Source organism: Halostella salina (assembly GCF_003675855.1).
In the GTDB taxonomy this organism is placed as follows: domain Archaea; phylum Halobacteriota; class Halobacteria; order Halobacteriales; family Natronoarchaeaceae; genus Halostella; species Halostella salina.
Genome location: NZ_RCIH01000006.1, coordinates 87,997 through 104,788, shown reverse-complemented (window position 1 = coordinate 104,788; position 16,792 = coordinate 87,997). Strand labels below are relative to the sequence as shown.

At 68.4% G+C, this 16,792-nt stretch carries 26 protein-coding genes and 2 tRNA genes; 19 read left to right on the top strand and 9 right to left on the bottom strand.

Translation table 11 applies throughout. From position 1 onward, the window contains the following. The first annotated feature begins 20 nt into the window (after positions 1 to 20). Positions 21 to 965 (top strand): M48 family metallopeptidase, encoded by a 945-nt coding sequence (locus tag D8896_RS12765; protein ID WP_121822493.1) that lies wholly within the window; start codon positions 21 to 23, stop codon positions 963 to 965. Positions 966 to 974: 9 nt separating this feature from the next. Here D8896_RS12765 and D8896_RS12760 read toward each other — a convergent pair whose 3' ends face one another. Further along, the gene (locus tag D8896_RS12760; protein WP_121822492.1) at positions 975 to 1,646 is read right to left on the bottom strand and encodes an HAD family hydrolase; all 672 of its coding nucleotides are present in this window, start codon (positions 1,644 to 1,646) and stop codon (positions 975 to 977) included. A 57-nt stretch (positions 1,647 to 1,703) separates the two neighbouring features. Then, on the bottom strand, positions 1,704 to 2,363 hold the full coding sequence (locus tag D8896_RS12755) for a DUF7509 family protein (RefSeq protein ID WP_121822491.1): 660 nt from the start codon (positions 2,361 to 2,363) through the stop codon (positions 1,704 to 1,706). Positions 2,364 to 2,466: 103 nt separating this feature from the next. Here D8896_RS12755 and D8896_RS12750 point away from each other — a divergent pair, with 103 nt between their 5' ends. Then, complete coding sequence (locus D8896_RS12750) at positions 2,467 to 2,859, top strand: ArsR/SmtB family transcription factor (RefSeq protein WP_121822490.1); 393 nt, start codon at positions 2,467 to 2,469, stop codon at positions 2,857 to 2,859. Here the strand turns inward: D8896_RS12750 and D8896_RS12745 are convergent, their stop codons facing one another. Then, positions 2,860 to 3,351: a hypothetical protein gene (locus D8896_RS12745; RefSeq protein WP_121822489.1), complete on the bottom strand. Its 492-nt coding sequence runs from the start codon at positions 3,349 to 3,351 to the stop codon at positions 2,860 to 2,862. Between the two features lie 10 nt (positions 3,352 to 3,361). Further along, complete coding sequence (mch, locus tag D8896_RS12740) at positions 3,362 to 4,294, bottom strand: methenyltetrahydromethanopterin cyclohydrolase (protein ID WP_121822488.1); 933 nt, start codon at positions 4,292 to 4,294, stop codon at positions 3,362 to 3,364. Between the two features lie 97 nt (positions 4,295 to 4,391). Between mch and D8896_RS12735 the strand changes: the two genes are divergently transcribed. Beyond that, a complete protein-coding gene (locus tag D8896_RS12735) occupies positions 4,392 to 5,387 on the top strand; it encodes an arsenic resistance protein (protein WP_121822487.1) in 996 nt (331 codons plus the stop codon). A gap of 10 nt (positions 5,388 to 5,397) precedes the next feature. Here D8896_RS12735 and D8896_RS12730 read toward each other — a convergent pair whose 3' ends face one another. From D8896_RS12730 to D8896_RS12710, 5 genes are all read right to left on the bottom strand, one after another. Further along, on the bottom strand, positions 5,398 to 5,709 hold the full coding sequence (locus D8896_RS12730) for an MTH1187 family thiamine-binding protein (protein WP_121822486.1): 312 nt from the start codon (positions 5,707 to 5,709) through the stop codon (positions 5,398 to 5,400). 456 nt (positions 5,710 to 6,165) lie between these two features. Beyond that, positions 6,166 to 6,236, bottom strand: a tRNA-Gly gene (locus tag D8896_RS12725). A gap of 55 nt (positions 6,237 to 6,291) precedes the next feature. Then, a complete protein-coding gene (locus tag D8896_RS19440; RefSeq protein WP_162991552.1) occupies positions 6,292 to 6,681 on the bottom strand; it encodes a hypothetical protein in 390 nt (129 codons plus the stop codon). Positions 6,682 to 6,712: 31 nt separating this feature from the next. After that, the gene (locus tag D8896_RS12715) at positions 6,713 to 7,438 is read right to left on the bottom strand and encodes a class I SAM-dependent methyltransferase (protein WP_121822485.1); all 726 of its coding nucleotides are present in this window, start codon (positions 7,436 to 7,438) and stop codon (positions 6,713 to 6,715) included. 421 nt (positions 7,439 to 7,859) lie between these two features. After that, positions 7,860 to 7,930 (bottom strand) — tRNA-Gly (locus D8896_RS12710). 222 nt (positions 7,931 to 8,152) lie between these two features. On the opposite strand from D8896_RS12710, the gene D8896_RS12705 reads away from it, so the two are divergent. The 16 genes from D8896_RS12705 to D8896_RS12630 are packed head-to-tail and all read left to right on the top strand — an operon-like array spanning position 8,153 to position 16,790. Next, a complete protein-coding gene (locus D8896_RS12705; RefSeq protein ID WP_121822484.1) occupies positions 8,153 to 9,061 on the top strand; it encodes a putative RNA uridine N3 methyltransferase in 909 nt (302 codons plus the stop codon). 7 nt (positions 9,062 to 9,068) lie between these two features. Then, positions 9,069 to 10,085 (top strand): 50S ribosomal protein L3, encoded by a 1,017-nt coding sequence (locus D8896_RS12700; RefSeq protein WP_121822483.1) that lies wholly within the window; start codon positions 9,069 to 9,071, stop codon positions 10,083 to 10,085. Positions 10,086 to 10,088: 3 nt separating this feature from the next. Beyond that, the gene (gene rpl4p / locus D8896_RS12695; RefSeq protein ID WP_121822482.1) at positions 10,089 to 10,841 is read left to right on the top strand and encodes a 50S ribosomal protein L4; all 753 of its coding nucleotides are present in this window, start codon (positions 10,089 to 10,091) and stop codon (positions 10,839 to 10,841) included. Then, positions 10,838 to 11,095 carry a 50S ribosomal protein L23 gene (locus D8896_RS12690; RefSeq protein ID WP_121822481.1) on the top strand — a complete coding sequence of 86 codons (258 nt, stop codon included), beginning with the start codon at positions 10,838 to 10,840 and terminating at the stop codon, positions 11,093 to 11,095. The genes rpl4p and D8896_RS12690 overlap by 4 nt, the downstream gene beginning before the upstream one ends. A 2-nt stretch (positions 11,096 to 11,097) precedes the next feature. Beyond that, entirely contained in the window at positions 11,098 to 11,820 is a 723-nt protein-coding gene (locus D8896_RS12685) for a 50S ribosomal protein L2 (RefSeq protein ID WP_121822480.1), read from the top strand. After that, positions 11,820 to 12,245 carry a 30S ribosomal protein S19 gene (locus D8896_RS12680; RefSeq protein ID WP_121822479.1) on the top strand — a complete coding sequence of 142 codons (426 nt, stop codon included), beginning with the start codon at positions 11,820 to 11,822 and terminating at the stop codon, positions 12,243 to 12,245. Before D8896_RS12685 ends, D8896_RS12680 begins: the two co-directional genes overlap by 1 nt. Positions 12,246 to 12,252: 7 nt before the next feature. Then, on the top strand, positions 12,253 to 12,717 hold the full coding sequence (locus tag D8896_RS12675; RefSeq protein WP_121822478.1) for a 50S ribosomal protein L22: 465 nt from the start codon (positions 12,253 to 12,255) through the stop codon (positions 12,715 to 12,717). Further along, a complete protein-coding gene (locus tag D8896_RS12670) occupies positions 12,717 to 13,652 on the top strand; it encodes a 30S ribosomal protein S3 (RefSeq protein ID WP_121822477.1) in 936 nt (311 codons plus the stop codon). Before D8896_RS12675 ends, D8896_RS12670 begins: the two co-directional genes overlap by 1 nt. Continuing rightward, positions 13,652 to 13,864: a 50S ribosomal protein L29 gene (gene rpmC, locus D8896_RS12665; protein ID WP_121822476.1), complete on the top strand. Its 213-nt coding sequence runs from the start codon at positions 13,652 to 13,654 to the stop codon at positions 13,862 to 13,864. Before D8896_RS12670 ends, rpmC begins: the two co-directional genes overlap by 1 nt. 7 nt (positions 13,865 to 13,871) lie before the next feature. After that, positions 13,872 to 14,303 (top strand): ribonuclease P protein component 1, encoded by a 432-nt coding sequence (locus tag D8896_RS12660; protein ID WP_121822475.1) that lies wholly within the window; start codon positions 13,872 to 13,874, stop codon positions 14,301 to 14,303. Then, entirely contained in the window at positions 14,294 to 14,629 is a 336-nt protein-coding gene (locus D8896_RS12655; protein WP_121822474.1) for a 30S ribosomal protein S17, read from the top strand. Before D8896_RS12660 ends, D8896_RS12655 begins: the two co-directional genes overlap by 10 nt. Next, positions 14,629 to 15,027, top strand: a complete 399-nt coding sequence (locus D8896_RS12650) for a 50S ribosomal protein L14 (RefSeq protein ID WP_121822473.1) — start codon at positions 14,629 to 14,631, stop codon at positions 15,025 to 15,027. Before D8896_RS12655 ends, D8896_RS12650 begins: the two co-directional genes overlap by 1 nt. After that, positions 15,024 to 15,380, top strand: coding sequence for a 50S ribosomal protein L24 (gene rplX, locus D8896_RS12645; RefSeq protein WP_121822472.1), 357 nt, complete (start codon positions 15,024 to 15,026; stop codon positions 15,378 to 15,380). Before D8896_RS12650 ends, rplX begins: the two co-directional genes overlap by 4 nt. Continuing rightward, positions 15,377 to 16,090 (top strand): 30S ribosomal protein S4e, encoded by a 714-nt coding sequence (locus D8896_RS12640; RefSeq protein ID WP_121822471.1) that lies wholly within the window; start codon positions 15,377 to 15,379, stop codon positions 16,088 to 16,090. Before rplX ends, D8896_RS12640 begins: the two co-directional genes overlap by 4 nt. Continuing rightward, on the top strand, positions 16,087 to 16,614 hold the full coding sequence (locus D8896_RS12635) for a 50S ribosomal protein L5 (RefSeq protein WP_121822470.1): 528 nt from the start codon (positions 16,087 to 16,089) through the stop codon (positions 16,612 to 16,614). The genes D8896_RS12640 and D8896_RS12635 overlap by 4 nt, the downstream gene beginning before the upstream one ends. Then, positions 16,611 to 16,790 carry a 30S ribosomal protein S14 gene (locus tag D8896_RS12630; RefSeq protein ID WP_121822469.1) on the top strand — a complete coding sequence of 60 codons (180 nt, stop codon included), beginning with the start codon at positions 16,611 to 16,613 and terminating at the stop codon, positions 16,788 to 16,790. Before D8896_RS12635 ends, D8896_RS12630 begins: the two co-directional genes overlap by 4 nt. The last annotated feature ends 2 nt before the right edge of the window (positions 16,791 to 16,792 follow it).

The following is a 16,792-nucleotide window of genomic DNA, read 5'->3' as shown; positions in this document are numbered from 1 at the left end:
CCGCACGCCTACTCGCTGGTATGCGACGGGTCGGCCTTCGGCTGCTGATGGCGCTCGTCGGGGTCGGGCTGCTCGGCCTCTACCTCGCGGTCGGGGTCGTGCTGGTCGAAGGAGTCGCGCTGCTGTTCGTCGGTCGGCCCGACCCCTGGGTCCTCGTCGGTGGGATCGTCGCGTCGGCGCTGTTCTTCGGCTACCTGAGCTACCGCGTCGGGACGCGCCGGCTGGTGACGGGACTCGACGCCGTCGAACTGCCCCGTGATCGCGCACCGTGGCTCTACCAGCGGCTCGACCGCCTCCGCGGGGAGATGTCGGTCGGCGAACCGCGGGTGTTCGTCGCGTCGCTCCCCGCGCCGAACGCGCTGGCCGTCGGGGCTGGCGAGGGCGTCGTGATACTGGACCGCGACCTGTTCCGGATCCTCGACGGCGAGGAACTGGAGGCGATCCTCGCCCACGAACTCGCCCACCTGGAGACCCGTGACGCCCTGCTCCAGACGCTCGGGAGCAGCCTCGTCGAGACGGCGAGCGGGCTGCTCTTTCTGCTCCTCTTCCCGGTCGGACTGCTCCTGGCGGGCATCGGTCGCGTCGGCGCGTGGCTCGCCGGCCGCCGGCCGGAGCCGTTCGGCCACCACCTCGTCCGGGTCCACTACCGCGTCTCGCAGGTCGTCGTCGTCCTCCTGCTCGCGCTGACGCTGGCGCTCCGCGCCCACTCCCGGCGGCGGGAGATCCGGGCGGACGACCGCGCCGTCGAGGTGACCGGCGACCCGCTCGCGCTTGCCCGCGCGCTGGCTCGCATCCAGCGCGCGTCACGGCCGCGGCTCGGTCCCCTCTCGTCGCTGTACATCTACGGCCAGGAGGAGGCAGACACCCTGTCGCGCCTGCTGGCGACCCATCCGCCGATGGACGACCGGATCGAGCGGCTGGTCGAACGGACCGAGCGGTCGAGGGCGGCGATCCCGGTGCGGTGACTCCCGCGGTTACCCCAGCCAGGGCGGCGTCGTCAGGTCCCGCAGCGACCCCAGCCGGTAGTGGGGTTCCGGGTCCGGGTCGCTCCCGTCCGAGAGCCACGCCGAGCGGACGCCGGCGGCGTGGGCACCGGGCACGTCCGTCGTCAGCGAGTTGCCGACGTGGACGGCCCGCTCGGGCGTCGCGTCGAGCAGGTCGAGCGCGTGGTGGTACGGCTCCGGCTCGGGCTTCCGCGGCGCGTCGTAGCCGGCGTGGACGACCGCCTCGAACGCGTCGCGGAACGGCAGCGCCGCGAGCTTCTCGGACTGCATCCCCGGCGCGCCGTTGGTCAGGACCGCGAGGCGGTGGTCCGCCGCCAGTCGCTCGACGGCCTCGGCCGCGCCCGGCAGCGGGCGGACGTTCCCGTGGTCGCGCTCGGCGGCGAAGGCGTCCGCGACGGCCCGCCCGAGGTCCGGGTCCCGGTCCCGGTCGGCGGCGAGCGCGGCGAAACACTCCCGGCGAAGCTCGACCATGTCGTCCGTCTCGGCCAGGAACTCCTCGTAGCGCGCGTGGTACTCGTCGACGCCGAAGAACGGGTCGACGCCGACGTCGTCGAAGGCGAGCGAAAGCAGCTCCGCGCCGCCCCGGCGGTACTCACAGAGGGTGTCGTCCAGATCGAACAGCACGGCGTCGACGGCGGTCATCGGTCGGAGGATGGCGGCCGAAGGTGAAAAATCGGGTGGCCACGTCCCCGGACGACATCACTCGCGGTCCGTGTTCGGCTCGCTGCCGGCTTCGGACCCCGGCCCGCGCCGGGAAAGCGACCCGTATAGCTCCCGGTTCATCACGTCAACGGCGAAGGTCCGAAGGTGACGCGTCAGTTCGTCCACCGAATCGTAGCGCTGTACCGACGCGTTCCAGCGCCGGGAAAGCGAGTCGATCATGGCGCTTCGAACCCCGGATTCGTGAACGAACACGAGACGCTCGTGGTCGGCGTCGTCGAGCGAGGCGAGCACGGAACCGGTTTCGATACCGACGCCGAGGTTCTTGCCGACCCGCGGCACGACGAACGCCGTGACGTTGGACGCCGCGGCGAACCGGATCGACTGGGTCGCCGCGTCCAGCTCCTCCAGCGGCAGGTTCACGTCGATGGCGAGAAACGCGTTGAGCCCCGCGTCGCGGCGGAGGTCGTCGCGGACCCGTTCGAGCAGCGCCAGAACCTCGTCGTGGTCGAGTCCAGCGGCATCGTCGTCCCACGAGCCGAAATCGACGGCCACGTCGTCGCGGTCGACGGTCTCCGGGAGGTGGTCGTCGACCGTGAACGCCTCGTACGGGCCCATGAGATACAGGAGAAACTCCGAACGGGAGGCGGTCGGGAGGTCGTCGTTCCGGTCGAGCGCGCGCCGGATCCGCTCGCGCATACCGGTTCTGTGAACGGGTAGTATATAAATACCACTGCTTTCAGAATAAATTGACTCAACTACCGTTAAGTGGGTGGCGTCGAAACGCTAGGCCAGGAGTGAGATGACGGACACAACGCGCCGCCACGCGGAAGGGGTCGACCCCCCGGCACCGATCCTGCCCGAGGACAGCGTCCTCTCCCGGGCGGAGTATCTCAGCATGCAGGAGCAACTCGGCGATCCGACCCGGTTCGAGCTACTGCGAACGCTGTCGGAACACGGACCGCTCGGCGCGACGGAGCTCCGCGAGACGCTCGAACTGCGGGGGAACCGGCTCCACTATCACCTCGACAGGCTCGTCGACGTCGGTCTCGTGGAGAACCGCAAGGAGAGTTCGCCCGACCGTGACGGGCTGTACTCCTACTATCGGCTCAGTGCGCTCGGCGAGGGGATTCTGGAGCACGGCGTCGTGGAACTCATGCGACGGGAACGCGAGTTCCGGGACGAGTACCGCTGATTATCGGCGACCGGTGCGCTCGTATCCGTGCTCGGATCGGTCGATAAGCCCCAGCAGGACGGCCCACCCGAGCAGGCGCTGGACGCGCTCGCGCCACTCGGCCTCCCACGTCCCCGGGTTGCGGTGGCGCTCCCACTGCGGGACGGCGGGACGGACCGCCTCGAACGCCTCGTCGACGGTCGTCGGACCCTCGTCCAGCGTCGCTAGCGCTTCCCGCGCGCCGAGGACGCGCTCGCGGAACGCGTCGGCCAGCGCGTCCGGGTCGGCGTCCGCCCGAGTGCGGGCGTACCCAGAATCGGTCTCCTCGACCAGTTCCAGCGCCCGGAGGAACGTGAGCCACGTCCGGGCGGCGTCCCGCGTCGTCACGTCCGTCCGGCGCTGGAGGCGGGCACAGCAGTCGTCCTCGGACCCCGGGACCAGCGGCACTGCGCGCCGGTAGTCGGCCAGCGCGTCGAGCGAGTCCGGCGGTTCGGGCACGTCTTTGAACCTCACGGGTGGCCCCTCACAGGTCGAAGCTCTCGGCCAGCAGGGCCTCGTTTCGCTCCCCGAACACGTGCGTGTCGCCGCCGACCACGTCGATCGTCACCTGCGCCGGCGCGAACACGCTCTCGGGCACGTCGTAGAACTCCCAGTCGTGGTCCTCGTACACCGCTTCGAACGGCGTGCCGTACTCGTCGGTCGCGGTCGAGGCGACCTCGTCGAACCGGTCGAACGGCTCCTCGACGACGAGATGGACCTGCCCGCCGTACGCCAGCGCGTCGTTCGTCCGGCCGATCGCCGCTTCCTCGGAATCCGCGACGGGCGCGAGCGGCGCGCTCCCGCTCGCGGTCACCACATCCAGCGGGTCGTAACCAAGCTCCGTCAGCCGGAAGACGGCGAGTTCGGCCGCGCGAGCTGCCATCGTGACGCTCCCGGCGACGCTGGCGGTCGAGAACACCGGGAGGAACACGCCGTTGTCGTCGACCTCCGCCAGCTCCGCGACGTGTTCGGCGACGGCCTCGTCCGGGAACTCGTCGGTCTCGACGGCGAGCACGGCGAACTCGAAGGCGTCGTGGTAGCCGATCTGCCGGTACTCGTCCTCCTCGGCCACCAGCGCGCGAGCCGGGCCGCTGCCGAGGCCCTCGAACCCATCAGCGCTGACCTCCCAGCCGGCCTTCTGCGCGCCGAGCAGGGCGACGCCGGGGTGGTCGGTCGACAGTTCGACGTGGGGCAGCGGCGCGCCGGCCACCTCGTCCATCCGGGTCTGGACGGTGGCGAGGCCGGCGCTCTGGATCTCCGACAGCAGGAGGCCCGCCTCGATGCCGCCCTCGACGTCGACGCCGAAGTCCAGCACCGTCGCCTCGTTGTCCAGTTCGTACGCCCCGATGCCGAGTTCCTCGGCGAAGTCGATGGCCTCGTCGACGAGTTCGATGGCCATCCGGTTGAGACTGTCCATACCCGCCGGAACGGCCGCACCGCACAAGGGCTTTGCCAGTCGGCTCGCTCGGCCGGAAGCGACGCGCGTTTCCGGCGGCGTCCCGTCGTATCGACGGATGGGACGCAAGGCGTGGATACGGCGACACCAGATCGCTCTGTACGCCGTCGCGGTACTCGCCGCGCTCGGCGTCGGACTCGGCCGTCCGGCAGCGGGCACGGCCGTCGAGCGGTTCATCGAGCCGGTCCTCGTCGTGTTGCTGTACGTGACGTTTCTCGAAGTCCCGTTCGTCCGGATCCGTCGGGCGTTCGCCAACGGGCGGTTCATGGCGGCGGCGCTGGGGATGAACTTCCTGGTGGTCCCGGTCGTCGCCTGGGGGCTCACCCGCGTGCTCCCGCCGAACCCGGCCGTGCTCGTCGGGTCGTTCATGGTGTTGCTGACGCCGTGTATCGACTACGTGATCACGTTCACGGAGCTGGCCGACGGCGACGCCGAGCAGGTCACCGCAGCGACGCCCGCGCTGATGCTCGTCCAGCTGCTCCTGCTCCCGGCGTACCTCCGACTGTTCATGGGACCGCAGGCGGCCGGGATCGTCGAGGCCGGCCCCTTCGTCGAGGCGTTCCTGACGATCATCGCGCTTCCCCTCGCGCTCGCGTGGGCGACGGAGGCGGTCGCCGAGCGCGCCGCCGCGGGGGAGCGCTGGCAGGCGGCGATGGGATGGCTCCCCGTCCCGATGCTCAGCGTGACGCTGTTCGTCGTCGTCGCGTCCCAGCTGCCGCGAGTCCGCTCCGCGTTTGACCAGATCGCGGCCGTCGTCCCCGTGTACGTCGCCTTTCTCGTCGTGATGCCACTGCTGGCGCGCGTCGCCGCCGGGGCGGTCGGGTTGGACGTCGGCGAGAGCCGCGCGCTGGTGTTCACGTCGGTCACCCGGAACTCGCTCGTCGTGTTGCCGCTGGCGCTCGCGCTCCCCGCGGGCTACGAACTCGCCCCTGCGGTCGTGGTGACGCAGACGCTCGTGGAACTGTCGGGAATGGTCGTTCTCACCCGGGCGGTGCCGGCGTGGCTCGTTCCGAGCGCGCCGACGCCGCTCTTCGACGCCGTCCGTGGCGACTGACCGCGGCGAACTACTCCCCGCTCCGCGCCTCGCGGCCGAGTTCGTCCTCGACGGCGTCGACCTTGTCGGCTGCGCTCGACGACGCCGTCCGCTTGTCATCTATCTTCAGAAACGTCGAGACGCGGTCGCCGTCGACCGCCTCGTGAGCCGCCTGCGCCGCGGCGAACACCTCGTCGGCGGTTTCGGCCTCGATGACGGTCCCCATCGGGTTCGTCTCGTAGCTCACGTCGAAGTCCTCCAGCGCGTCGACGGCCTTGGCGACTTCCTCGGCCATGCTGTCCTCGATCACCGGTGCGACGGAGAGCATCGCGACGGTCGTCATGGGCGACTGGACGGGACGGCGGCTCAAAGGTGTTCGTCCGCACCGGGCGAACGCTCGGTGGCGCTTACTCGTTCGCTGCTCGAATCCCCGTTTGACTTCCTCGCTCACGTGAGGTAATCGACATGCACGGCGGTCGCTGGCCGTGTGGTTCGCGACAGAACTGCGCTGGCGGGGATTTGAACTCGCCGGGACTCGCTTCGCTCGGTCCCGTCTGCTCAAATCCCTCGCTGCATTCGTCGTCATCGGTAGTCGCAGCGCGATGAAACGCGCTGCTAAGTCGTGATGACGACAGAAATGCGCTGGCGGGGATTTGAACTGGGCGAGACGGTCCGGGTCGCTCACTGCGTTCGCTTCCCGGGCGTGCGACTCGCTGGTTCAAATCCCGGACGATTTCGCTGCTCACCCTGAGCGAGCGACACGCAGAGCGGTCGCTCGCTGTGTCGTTCGCAGCAGAAATGCGCTGGCGGGGATTTGAACCCCGGTTGTGACCATGGCAAGGTCACGTGATACCACTACACTACCAGCGCCCTGTACCCGAAACGACGTGACGGGGATATATAAATGTAGCCAACTCCGGCGCGGTCACTCGAACGTCGAGAGGTCCAGATGGACGCCCCCGCGTGCGTAATCGATCCCGATAAACACCAACACGAGGCTGCCGAGCGCGATGAGGATGCCGAAGAGCAGCGACCCCGAGTCGTCCGAGAGCGTCGTCGAGACCCCGCTCGCGAGCATTCCCAAGCCGAGCAGGATGTCGCCGCCGCCAGCGAACCAGTACCACGGGACGCTGTCGGCCGGGAGCGGCAGCCACCGGTGGACACCGGCCACGACGAACGCAGCGCCCGCGAGACCGTACGCGAGGAGCGAGGCGACCGGCCAGTCGAACGACTCGGGCACCCCGATGACGAACAGGAGGGCGACCTGTGCGACGAGGAAGGCGGAGCCGAGGACCGCGAACCAGTAGCGGCGCATGCATTGGGATCGCCGGAGTTCGACAATGAAGCTACTGGTCGCCCGATCGTGCCCGAACACAGAGGATCTGCGGGCGCTCGTTCACGTTCCAGTCGTCCGCGGCGTGCGCCTCGTAGGCTGCGGTTGGCCGCGGTTCCTCGACGGCGTCGATTCGAAACCCCGCATCGACCAGCGCGGTCAGGATCTCGCCGACGGGACGCTGGTAGGAAGTGATATCGACGCCCTCCCAGCCGAGCGTCACCGCGGTCGTCCCGTAGTACTCCGCGACGGCGTCGTAGTCGAGGTAGTACTGCATCGGATGCACAACGGTGAACACGAGCGACCCGTCGGCCGTCAGAACACGGCGGAACTCGCTGAACGGGTCCGTCAAGTTCTCGATGTGATCCAGCACGAGGTGGCTACAGACGACGTCGAACGCGTCGTCGCCGAACGGCAGCGGCTCCGCGAGGTCCGCCCGCTCGAACGATGCCCGGTCGTCGAACCGGTCCCGTGCGGTCTCGACCGCCGGTTCGCTCACGTCGATGCCGACGACCGTCGCGCCGTCGTCAAGCAGCTCCTCGACGTGGTCGCCGACGCCGCAGCCGGCGTCGAGAACGCGCTGGCCGTCGAGGTTCGGGAGCAGCGCCCGTGTCGCCGGCCAGGAATAGTGTTCCTGTAGCGGGTTGTCGCCCCACGGGCTTTCCCAGCCGTCGGCGTCGGTGCGTTCGGAGAGTTCGTCGTAGCCGAGAACCGTCGGGTCGGTGGTGGAGGGATCCATCGGGACGGGGCTACGTGCAACCGAGTGATATACTTTCTATGCTATTGATGTATTTTCCTGCCGCCAGCCGAACGCGATGAAACGCGTCGGTGGGACTTGGGTGTTGGAGACGTGCGCTGGCGGGGATTTGAACTCGGAAAGACGATCACCTCGCTGCGCTCGGTGCTGCGTCGTTCCTGCTCAAATCTCCGGTGCGATTTCGCCTCACTTGGTCGCCAGCGACACGCACAGCGGTCGCTGGCTCAGTGACGTTCGGCAGAAATGCGCTGGCGGGGATTTGAACTGGGCGAGACGGTCCGGGTCGCTCACTGCGTTCGCTTCCCGGGCGTGCGACTCGCTGGTTCAAATCCCACGCGCATTCACGGAACCGGTCGTTGCGACGCGATGAAACGCGTCGCTGAGGACGTAGGTTCCGGAGAAGTGCGCTGGCGGGGATTTGAACCCCGGTTGTGACCATGGCAAGGTCACGTGATACCACTACACTACCAGCGCGCGTTCCACTCCCACCTAATCGCCGGGTGGCGTATAAGCGTTCCGAACTCGGCGCTCCGCGGCCCGGCCCACCACGGTACGCGGACACATACTCGATCCGTCGTGATCCGCCGCTGAAACGCGTGTGAAGGCCACACAGGGCCGAAAACGATCCGGCATTCTTTTACGACCCCGACGGATACATCGGCACAGTCTAGTGGCGAGGCGTCAAAGCGTCACGGCATGACCGTCAGCGTACTCGTGCCGTCGTCCCTCGTCCGGGAAGCCGAAGACAAACGCGAGGCAACTCGCAAGGTCGGCTACGTCGCCCGCGCGGCGACGGTGTTCCGGGCGGACCGCCTGACCGTCTTCCCCGACCGGGAGGGCGAGCGCAGGTGGGGCGAGGGGTTCGTGAAAACCGTACTGCGGTACGCCGCAACGCCCCCATACCTCCGAAAGGAGGCGTGGGGCAAGCGGGACGAACTGGAGTACGCGGGCGTACTGCCGCCGCTTCGCGCCGCGTCACAGACCGGCTCCGGATCCGACGATTCGGGGTCGTTAAGACAGGGAATCGTGACCGAGGTCGGACCTGAAGGGCGCGTACGGGTCAATTGCGGACTGCAACACCCGATCTCGCTCGTCGTCCCTCCGGAAATGGAGGTCGACGAGGGGGAACGCGTTACCGTCAGGATCTCTTCGCGAGAGCCGGTCCGTGCGAGGATCGTCGCCCAGTCCCTTCCGGGACTGGCCGTCGACAGCGCGGACCTGTCGGCAGCGCTCGGCCGTGAGGACGCCGGCGTCCGGATCGCAACGTCGCGGCACGGTGAACCGCTCACCGTGTCGGGGCTCGGACCGCTGGCCGGTCGCGTCGAGGACGACGGGATGACCGTCGCCTTCGGCGCGCCCGAGAGAGGGCTGCCGGAGATGATACCGGACCTGACCGTGGACGCGGTCAGGGCCGCGCGGACTCCCGACGAGGGAGCCGTTGAGACCGAACCGGCGGACGGGGCGGAGGCCCCGCCCGCGGTCGAACCAGGCGCACCCGGCCGGTTCGACCTCTGGCTCAACGCGATCCCGAACCAGGGCAGCGAGGTCGTGCGAACGGAGGAAGCGATGTTCGCCGCGCTCGGCTGCCTCACACTCACGGAGTGAAACACAAATGCCACAACCAAGCAGACCACGCAAAGGCTCGCTGGGGTTCGGCCCCCGGAAGCGCGCGGAGAGCGAAGTCCCGCGCTTCAACTCGTGGCCGGACGACGACGGACAGCCAGCGCTCCAGGGCTTCGCCGGCTACAAGGCCGGCATGACCCACGTGGTGATGATCAACGACGAGTCGGACTCCCCCCGCGAAGGGATGGAGGAGACCGTCCCCGTCACCATCGTGGAGACGCCGCCGATGCGCGCGGTGGCCCTGCGAGCGTACGAAGACACCGCCTACGGCAAGAAGCCGCTCACGGAGGTCTGGACCGACGAGTTCCACGAGGAGCTCGACCGCGTCCTGGACGTTCCCGAGGAGCACGACGCCGACGCGGCGACGGAGGAACTGCACGACGCGCTCGACGCCGGCGAGGTCGCCGACGTTCGAGTCATCACCCACACCGTGCCGAGCGGCGTGGCGAGCGTCCCGAAGAAAAAGCCCGACGTGATGGAGACCCGCGTCGGCGGCGGCTCACTCGACGACCGCGTCGAGTTCGCGCTCGACCTCGTCGAGGACGGCGGCGCACACGAGATGAACGACGTGTTCCGCGCCGGCGAGTACGCCGACGTCAGCGGCGTCACCAAGGGCAAGGGCACCCAGGGCCCCGTCAAGCGCTGGGGCGTCCAGAAGCGGAAGGGCAAGCACGCCCGCCAGGGCTGGCGGCGCCGGATCGGCAACCTCGGCCCGTGGAACCCCTCCCGCGTGCGCTCGACGGTCCCCCAGCAGGGGCAGACCGGCTACCACCAGCGCACGGAACTGAACAAGCGCCTCATCGACATCGGTGAGGGCGACGACGCGTCCGTCGACGGCGGCTTCGTCAACTACGGCGAGGTCGACGGCCCGTACGCGCTCGTCAAGGGATCGGTTCCCGGCCCGGAGCAGCGCCTCGTGCGCTTCCGCCCGGCCGTCCGACCGAACGACCAGCCGCGCCTCGACCCCGAGGTGCGCTACGTCTCCACAGCATCGAACCAGGGATAACCAATGCAAGCAACAATTCGCGACCTGGACGGCGAGGACGACGGCACGCTCGACCTCCCCGAGGTCTTCGAGTCGGCCTACCGACCGGACCTCATCAAGCGCGCCGTACTCGCCGCACAGGCAAACCGGAAGCAGGACTACGGCGCGGACGAGTACGCCGGCATGCGGACGCCGGCCGAGTCCCAGGGGAGCGGCCGCGGCATGGCCCACGTCCCCCGTGAGAACGGGCAGGGCCGCCGCGTTCCCCAGACCGTGGGCGGCCGCCCGGCCCACCCGCCGAAGTCCGAGAAGGACCGCTCGCTGAACATCAACGACAAGGAACGCAAACAGGCCGTCCGCAGCGCCATCGCGGCGACGACGGACGCCGAGCTCGTCGCCGAGCGCGGCCACGAGTTCGACGAGGACGCCGACCTGCCGCTCGTCGTGAGCGACGCGTTCGAGGACCTCGTCAAGACCCAGGCCGTCGTCGACACGCTGGAGTCGCTCGGCGTTCACGACGACGTCGAGCGCGCCGACGAGGGGCGCTCCGTTCGCGCCGGCCGCGGGAAGACCCGTGGACGGAAGTACCAGACGCCGAAGTCGATCCTCTTTGTCACGTCCAGCGAGGCCGGCCCGTCGAAGGCCGCGCGCAACCTCGCGGGCGCTGACGTCGCGACGGCCGCCGAGGTCAACGCGGAGGACCTCGCGCCCGGCGCGGAGGGCGGTCGACTGACCGTGTTCACCGAGAGCGCCGTCGAGGAGGTGGCCGACCGATGACGGGCGACGTCATCGTCCACCCGCTGGTCACCGAGAAGGCGATGAACCAGATGGACTTCGACAACAAGCTCCAGTTCGTCGTCGACCTGGACGCCTCCAAGCCGGAGATCGCCGAGGCGGTCAACGAGCAGTTCGACATCGAGGTCGAGAAGGTCAACACGCAAGTGACGATGAACGGGCGAAAGAAGGCGACCGTCCGACTGGGCGAGGACGACGACGCCCAGGAAGTCGCCTCGCGCATCGGGGTGTTCTAACCATGGGACGCAGGATTCAAGGACAGCGACGCGGTCGCGGTGGCCCCACGTTCCGGGCCCCCTCGCACCGCTACAAGGCGGACCTGACGCACAAGAAGGCCGAGGACAGCGACGTGGTCTCGGGCACGGTCGTCGACATCGAGCACGACCCGGCCCGGAGCGCGCCCGTCGCCGCCGTCGAGTTCGAGGACGGCGACCGCCGCCTCGTGCTCGTCGCCGAGGGTATCGGCGTCGGCGAGGAGATCCAGGTCGGCGTCTCCGCGGAAATCAAGCCGGGCAACACGCTCCCGCTCGCGGAGATCCCGGAGGGGGTCCCCGTCAGCAACGTCGAGCGCCAGCCCGGCGACGGCGGCAAGTTCGCCCGCGCCAGCGGGACGAGCGCCGACCTCATCACGCACGACCGCGACGCCGCGGTCGTCCAGCTGCCGAGCGGCCAGACGAAGCGCCTCGACCCCGAGTGTCGGGCGACCATCGGCGTCGTGGCCGGCGGCGGCCGCACCGAGAAGCCCCACGTGAAGGCCGGTAACAAGTACCACAAGATGAAAGCCCGCGGCACGAAGTGGCCCAACGTTCGTGGCGTCGCCATGAACGCCGTCGACCACCCGTTCGGTGGCGGTGGCCGCCAGCACCCGGGCAAACCGAAGAGCATCTCCCGCAACGCCCCGCCGGGCCGCAAGGTGGGCGACATCTCGTCCCGGCGCACGGGTCGCGGAGGTGACAACTAATGAGCGACTCCGAGTACAGAACCGGCCGCGAAGGTGAGTTCACCTACCGTGGCCACACGCTAGACGAACTGCAGGACATGAGCCTGGAGGACGTCGCGGAACTGCTCCCCGCCCGACAGCGGCGAAGTATCGAGCGCGGCCTCTCCGTCGAGAAGGAGAAGCTGCTCGCCGAGGCCCGCGAGGCCGGCGAGGAGGAGACCGCCAACGACCCGATCCGGACGCACCTGCGCGACATGCCGATCCTGCCGGAGTTCGTCGGCAAGACGTTTGCCGTCTACAACGGGCAGGAGTTCGAGCGCGTGCAGGTCGAACCGGAGATGATCGGCCACTACCTCGGCGAGTTCCAGCTGACGCGGACCTCCGTCGAGCACGGACAGGCCGGCATCGGGGCGACACGCTCGTCGAAGTTCGTCCCGCTGAAGTGATACAACCATGGGAATCAACTACAGCGTCGACGCGGACCCGGACGAGACGGCGAAAGCGATGCTCCGGGAGCGTCACATGAGCCACAAGCACAGCAAGGCCATCGCCCGCGAGATCAAGGGCAAGACCGCGACGGAGGCCGAGGAGTTCCTCCAGTCGGTCATCGACGGCGAGCAGTCGGTGCCGTTCAAGTCCCACAACAGCGGCGTCGGCCACCGCTCCGACATCGACGGCTGGGACGCCGGTCGCTACCCCGAGAAGGCCAGCGAGGCGTTCCTCGACCTGATCGAGAACGCCGTCAACAACGCCGACCACCAGGGGTTCGACGGCGAGGAGATGGTCATCGACCACGTCGCCGCCCACAAGGTCGGCGAGTCCCAGGGCCGCAAGCCCCGTGCGATGGGTCGCGCCTCCGCGTGGAACACGCCGGAGGTCGACGTCGAACTGATCCTGAAAACGGAGGATGAGGAATAATGGCTGACGAACACCAGTTCATCGAAGACGGCCTGCAGCGCTCCCAGATCGACGAGTTCTTCGAGGAAGAGCTCGGTCGCGCCGGCTACGGCGGCATGGACGTCGCCAAGACGCCGATGGGCACCCAGATCGTCCTCAAGGCCGAGAAGCCCGGGATGGTCATCGGCAAGGGCGGCGAGAACATCCGGAAGATCACCACGGCCCTCGAGGAACGGTTCAACCTCGAGGACCCCCAGATCGACGTCCAGGAGGTCGACGAACCGGACCTCAACGCCCGGATCGTCGCCGACCGCCTGGCGAACGCCCTGGAGCGTGGCTGGTACTTCCGGAAGGCCGGCCACACCACGCTGGAGCGCATCATGGATGCCGGCGCGCTGGGCGCCGAAATCGTCCTCTCCGGTAAGGTCACCGGCGCGCGCTCGCGCGTCGAGAAGTTCAACGACGGCTACATCAAGCACAACGGCGAGCCCGCCGAGACCATCGTCGACCACGGGCAGGGCGTCGCCGTGATGAAGCTCGGCACCATCGGCGTGGACGTGAAGATCATCCCGCCGGAGGCCGAGCTTCCGGACGACTTCCGCATCGAGGAGGACGCCGACATCGAGGGCCTCATCCCCGAGGACGTCGACGCCGACGAGGGCGTCGAGGCGCTGCTCGACGAGCCCGAGGAGGGCGAGGCCGACGTCGAGGAGACCGAGGCCGAGGAGTCCGCCGAACCCGCCGAGGAGACGGTGGACGAGGAAGTCGTCGAGGAGGCCGCGGAGGCGGCCGACTTCGATGAGGAAGACGTCGAGGTCCCCGGCGGCGAGGAGGAGGACATCGCCGAGGAGCTCGAGGAACTCGACGAGGAAGTCGAGTCCGAGGCCGAGGACCTGATGGACGAGATGGACGAGGAAGCCGAGTCCGAGGACGACGACGAAGGAGGTGACGCCTGATGGCGATCCTCTACGCCGAGGAGATCCGGGAGATGACTCCCGCCGAGCGCGAGTCCGAGCTGGAGGAGCTCGAAACCGAGCTGCTCAACGCGAAGGCCGTGCAGGCGGCCGGCGGTGCGCCCGAGGACCCCGGCCGGATCAGCGAGCTGCGGAAGACGATCGCTCGGATCAAGACGATCCAGAGCGAGGAAGGCGACTTCGACGACGAATAACGAACCGATGGCACTGACACCCGAGACGCTCCCGCGACACGAACTCAACGGCCTCCGCGTAGCGGTGGTCGACGCCACGAACCCCGACCTGGTCGGGATAGCCGGCCGTGTCGTGATCGAGACGATGCAGACGCTGCACGTCGAATGTCGGCCGGCCGACGCGGACGGCGACGGGGAGCCTCGGGTGCGACAGGTGCCAAAGCGGGAGGCGACGTTCGAGTTCGCGCTCGACGTCGGAGCCGACGACGCTACAGATGAAGCCGCCGCTCCCGAGAGGGACGCGGGGACCGCGTCCGAACTGGGCTCGGAAACTGCCGGGGGAAGCCCCGGTCAGTCTGGGTCCGGCGAGGGCGTGGCCTACGTTACGGTGGATGGGACACGTTTGCTCTCACGGCCCGCACAGCGAAGCGAGAACACAGGAGATTCACTATGGCGTTAGGACTGAACGTACCGGAACCGGAGGACGCCTGCTCCGACGAGAACTGTCCGTTCCACGGGTCGCTTTCCGTGCGCGGGCAGACGCTCGAAGGGGAGGTAGCCTCCACCGACATGGACAAGACCGTTGTCGTCGAGCGAGAGTACGACGTCACCGTGCCGAAATACGACCGTTTCATGAAGCGACGGTCGCGCGTTCCCGCCCACGCACCCGAGTGCGTGGAGCTGGACGTCGGCGACACGGTCCGTATCGCAGAGACACGACCACTTTCGAAGACGAAGAGCCACGTCGTCGTCGAACGAGTTCCCGACGAGGGAGGTGACGACTGATGGAAGCGCTGAAGGCTGACGTGACCCAGGGCCTGGAGAAGGGCTCCCTGCTCACGTGTGCCGACAACACCGGCGCACGCGAGGTGAAGGTCACCTCCGTCTCCGGGTACTCGGGGACGAAGAACCGGCACCCGAAGGCCGGCGTCGGCGACAAGATCACCGTCTCGGTCACCAAGGGGACGCCGGAGATGCGTCGCCAGGTGCTCGAAGCGGTGATCGTCCGCCAGCGCAAGCCGATCCGTCGTCCCGACGGCACCCGCGTGAAGTTCGAGGACAACGCGGCCGTCATCATCGACGAGAACGAGGAGCCCCGCGGCACCGAGATCAAGGGGCCCGTCGCACGCGAAGTGGCCGAGCGCTTCGGAAGCATCGCGAGCACCGCGACGATGATAGTATGACACGACAACCACGCAAACAGCGAACCCAGACCGCGGAGGCGTCGCTCCACGAGCGACACAAGCAGGTCCACGCGACGCTGTCGGACGAGCTCCGCGAGGAGTACGACACCCGTCGCGTTCGCGTGAACGAGGGCGACACCGTCGAGGTCATGCGCGGCGACTTCGCCGGCGAAGAGGCCGAAGTCGTCGCGGTGGACCTCAAGGACGCCGTCGTCCACGTCGAGGACGTCACGGTCGAGACCGCCGACGGCGAGGAAGTGCCGCGGCCGCTCGACGCGAGCAACCTCCGCGTGACGGAGCTCGACTTAGAGGACGAGCGCCGCGAGGCGCGACTGGAAGGTGATAGCGAATGACGAAACATCAGAAGCGACTGTCAGTACCCAAGTCCTGGCCGGTCGAACGCAAGACGGAGACGTTCACGACCGCCGCCGGCGCGGGTCCCCACGGCGAGGACGGCGTGCCGCTCGTCATCCTCCTGCGGGACGTGCTCGGCTACGTCGACTCGAAGAAGGAGGCACGCTACGCGCTCAATCAGGACACCGTCCTGGTCAACGGCGACGCCGTCTCCGACGAGAGCATCCCGATCGGGATGTTCGACATCCTCGCCTTCACCGAGCGCGAGGAGTACTACCGCGTGTTCCCCGACGAGGGCGGTCGGCTCTCGCTGACCCCCATCGACGCGGACGCCGCGGGCTCCAAGCTCGGCAAGATCGAGGACAAGCGCCAGGTGCCCGGCGGGACGACCCAGCTGAACCTCCACGACGGTCGGAACCTGACCGTCGAGGACGGCAGCGAGTACAGCGGCGGCGACTCGATCGTCGTCGACAACGAGACCGACGAGGTCGTCGCCCACTTCCCGTACGAGGAGGGCGCGCTCGTCACCGCCGTTCGCGGGCAGCACGCCGGCGAGGTCGGCGAGGTCACGGAGATACAGGTCACGCCCGGCAGCGGCTCGAACAACGTCGCCGTCGACACCGAGGACGGCTCCTTCGAGACGGTCGAGGAGTACGTCGTCGTCATCGACGAGAACTTCACCGGCGACGACGGAGGTGACGCGGCATGAGCGAGGCCGACGACGCCGAGTTCCACGAGATGCGTCGCCCCTCCGTCGAGAAGGTCGTCGTCCACATGGGCGTCGGCGAGGGCGGCCGCGAGCTCGCCCAGGCCGAGGAGATCCTGGAGGAGGTCGCGGGGCAGCAGAGCGTCCGCACGCAGGCCAAGGCGACGAACCAGGACTTCGAGATCCGGGAGGGCGACCCGATCGGCGCGAAGGTCACCCTTCGCGGCGACGACGCCCACGAGTTCCTGGAGACCGCCCTGGAGTTCGCGGACGTCTCCGCGTCGCAGTTCGACGACACCGGCAACTTCAGCTTCGGCGTCGAGGAACACACGGAGTTCCCGAGCCAGGAGTACGACCCGAGCGTCGGGATCTACGGGCTGGACGTCACCGTCAACCTGGTGCGTCCGGGCTACCGCGTCTCCAAGCGCGACAAGGCCACCCGTTCCATCCCGTCGAGCCACCGCCTCGACGCCGACGACGCCGTCGCGTTCGTCGAGTCGGAGTTCTCCGTGGAGGTTGACCAATGAGTGAAAGCGAGAACGACGCCCAGACGGGCGAGCACGCGAGCAAGCGCACCGACCAGCTGGAGGAGTGCCAGCGGTGCGGGCGCAAGCAGGGCCTCGTCGGCAAGTACGACATCTGGCTCTGTCGACAGTGCTTCCGCGAAGTCGCTCGAAGCATGGGCTTCAAGAAGTATCGATAACA

Excerpts from the sequence above, each read along its gene's own strand:
- D8896_RS12765 (WP_121822493.1), top strand. The coding sequence starts at position 21 with ATGCGACGGGTCGGCCTTCGGCTGCTGATGGCGCTCGTCGGGGTCGGG.
- D8896_RS12760 (WP_121822492.1), bottom strand. The coding sequence starts at position 1,646 with ATGACCGCCGTCGACGCCGTGCTGTTCGATCTGGACGACACCCTCTGT.
- D8896_RS12755 (WP_121822491.1), bottom strand. The coding sequence starts at position 2,363 with ATGCGCGAGCGGATCCGGCGCGCGCTCGACCGGAACGACGACCTCCCG.
- D8896_RS12750 (WP_121822490.1), top strand. The coding sequence starts at position 2,467 with ATGACGGACACAACGCGCCGCCACGCGGAAGGGGTCGACCCCCCGGCA.
- mch (WP_121822488.1), bottom strand. The coding sequence starts at position 4,294 with ATGGACAGTCTCAACCGGATGGCCATCGAACTCGTCGACGAGGCCATC.
- D8896_RS12735 (WP_121822487.1), top strand. The coding sequence starts at position 4,392 with ATGGGACGCAAGGCGTGGATACGGCGACACCAGATCGCTCTGTACGCC.
- D8896_RS12730 (WP_121822486.1), bottom strand. The coding sequence starts at position 5,709 with ATGACGACCGTCGCGATGCTCTCCGTCGCACCGGTGATCGAGGACAGC.
- D8896_RS19440 (WP_162991552.1), bottom strand. The coding sequence starts at position 6,681 with ATGCGCCGCTACTGGTTCGCGGTCCTCGGCTCCGCCTTCCTCGTCGCA.
- D8896_RS12715 (WP_121822485.1), bottom strand. The coding sequence starts at position 7,438 with ATGGATCCCTCCACCACCGACCCGACGGTTCTCGGCTACGACGAACTC.
- D8896_RS12705 (WP_121822484.1), top strand. The coding sequence starts at position 8,153 with ATGACCGTCAGCGTACTCGTGCCGTCGTCCCTCGTCCGGGAAGCCGAA.
- D8896_RS12700 (WP_121822483.1), top strand. The coding sequence starts at position 9,069 with ATGCCACAACCAAGCAGACCACGCAAAGGCTCGCTGGGGTTCGGCCCC.
- rpl4p (WP_121822482.1), top strand. The coding sequence starts at position 10,089 with ATGCAAGCAACAATTCGCGACCTGGACGGCGAGGACGACGGCACGCTC.
- D8896_RS12690 (WP_121822481.1), top strand. The coding sequence starts at position 10,838 with ATGACGGGCGACGTCATCGTCCACCCGCTGGTCACCGAGAAGGCGATG.
- D8896_RS12685 (WP_121822480.1), top strand. The coding sequence starts at position 11,098 with ATGGGACGCAGGATTCAAGGACAGCGACGCGGTCGCGGTGGCCCCACG.
- D8896_RS12680 (WP_121822479.1), top strand. The coding sequence starts at position 11,820 with ATGAGCGACTCCGAGTACAGAACCGGCCGCGAAGGTGAGTTCACCTAC.
- D8896_RS12675 (WP_121822478.1), top strand. The coding sequence starts at position 12,253 with ATGGGAATCAACTACAGCGTCGACGCGGACCCGGACGAGACGGCGAAA.
- D8896_RS12670 (WP_121822477.1), top strand. The coding sequence starts at position 12,717 with ATGGCTGACGAACACCAGTTCATCGAAGACGGCCTGCAGCGCTCCCAG.
- rpmC (WP_121822476.1), top strand. The coding sequence starts at position 13,652 with ATGGCGATCCTCTACGCCGAGGAGATCCGGGAGATGACTCCCGCCGAG.
- D8896_RS12660 (WP_121822475.1), top strand. The coding sequence starts at position 13,872 with ATGGCACTGACACCCGAGACGCTCCCGCGACACGAACTCAACGGCCTC.
- D8896_RS12655 (WP_121822474.1), top strand. The coding sequence starts at position 14,294 with ATGGCGTTAGGACTGAACGTACCGGAACCGGAGGACGCCTGCTCCGAC.
- D8896_RS12650 (WP_121822473.1), top strand. The coding sequence starts at position 14,629 with ATGGAAGCGCTGAAGGCTGACGTGACCCAGGGCCTGGAGAAGGGCTCC.
- rplX (WP_121822472.1), top strand. The coding sequence starts at position 15,024 with ATGACACGACAACCACGCAAACAGCGAACCCAGACCGCGGAGGCGTCG.
- D8896_RS12640 (WP_121822471.1), top strand. The coding sequence starts at position 15,377 with ATGACGAAACATCAGAAGCGACTGTCAGTACCCAAGTCCTGGCCGGTC.
- D8896_RS12635 (WP_121822470.1), top strand. The coding sequence starts at position 16,087 with ATGAGCGAGGCCGACGACGCCGAGTTCCACGAGATGCGTCGCCCCTCC.
- D8896_RS12630 (WP_121822469.1), top strand. The coding sequence starts at position 16,611 with ATGAGTGAAAGCGAGAACGACGCCCAGACGGGCGAGCACGCGAGCAAG.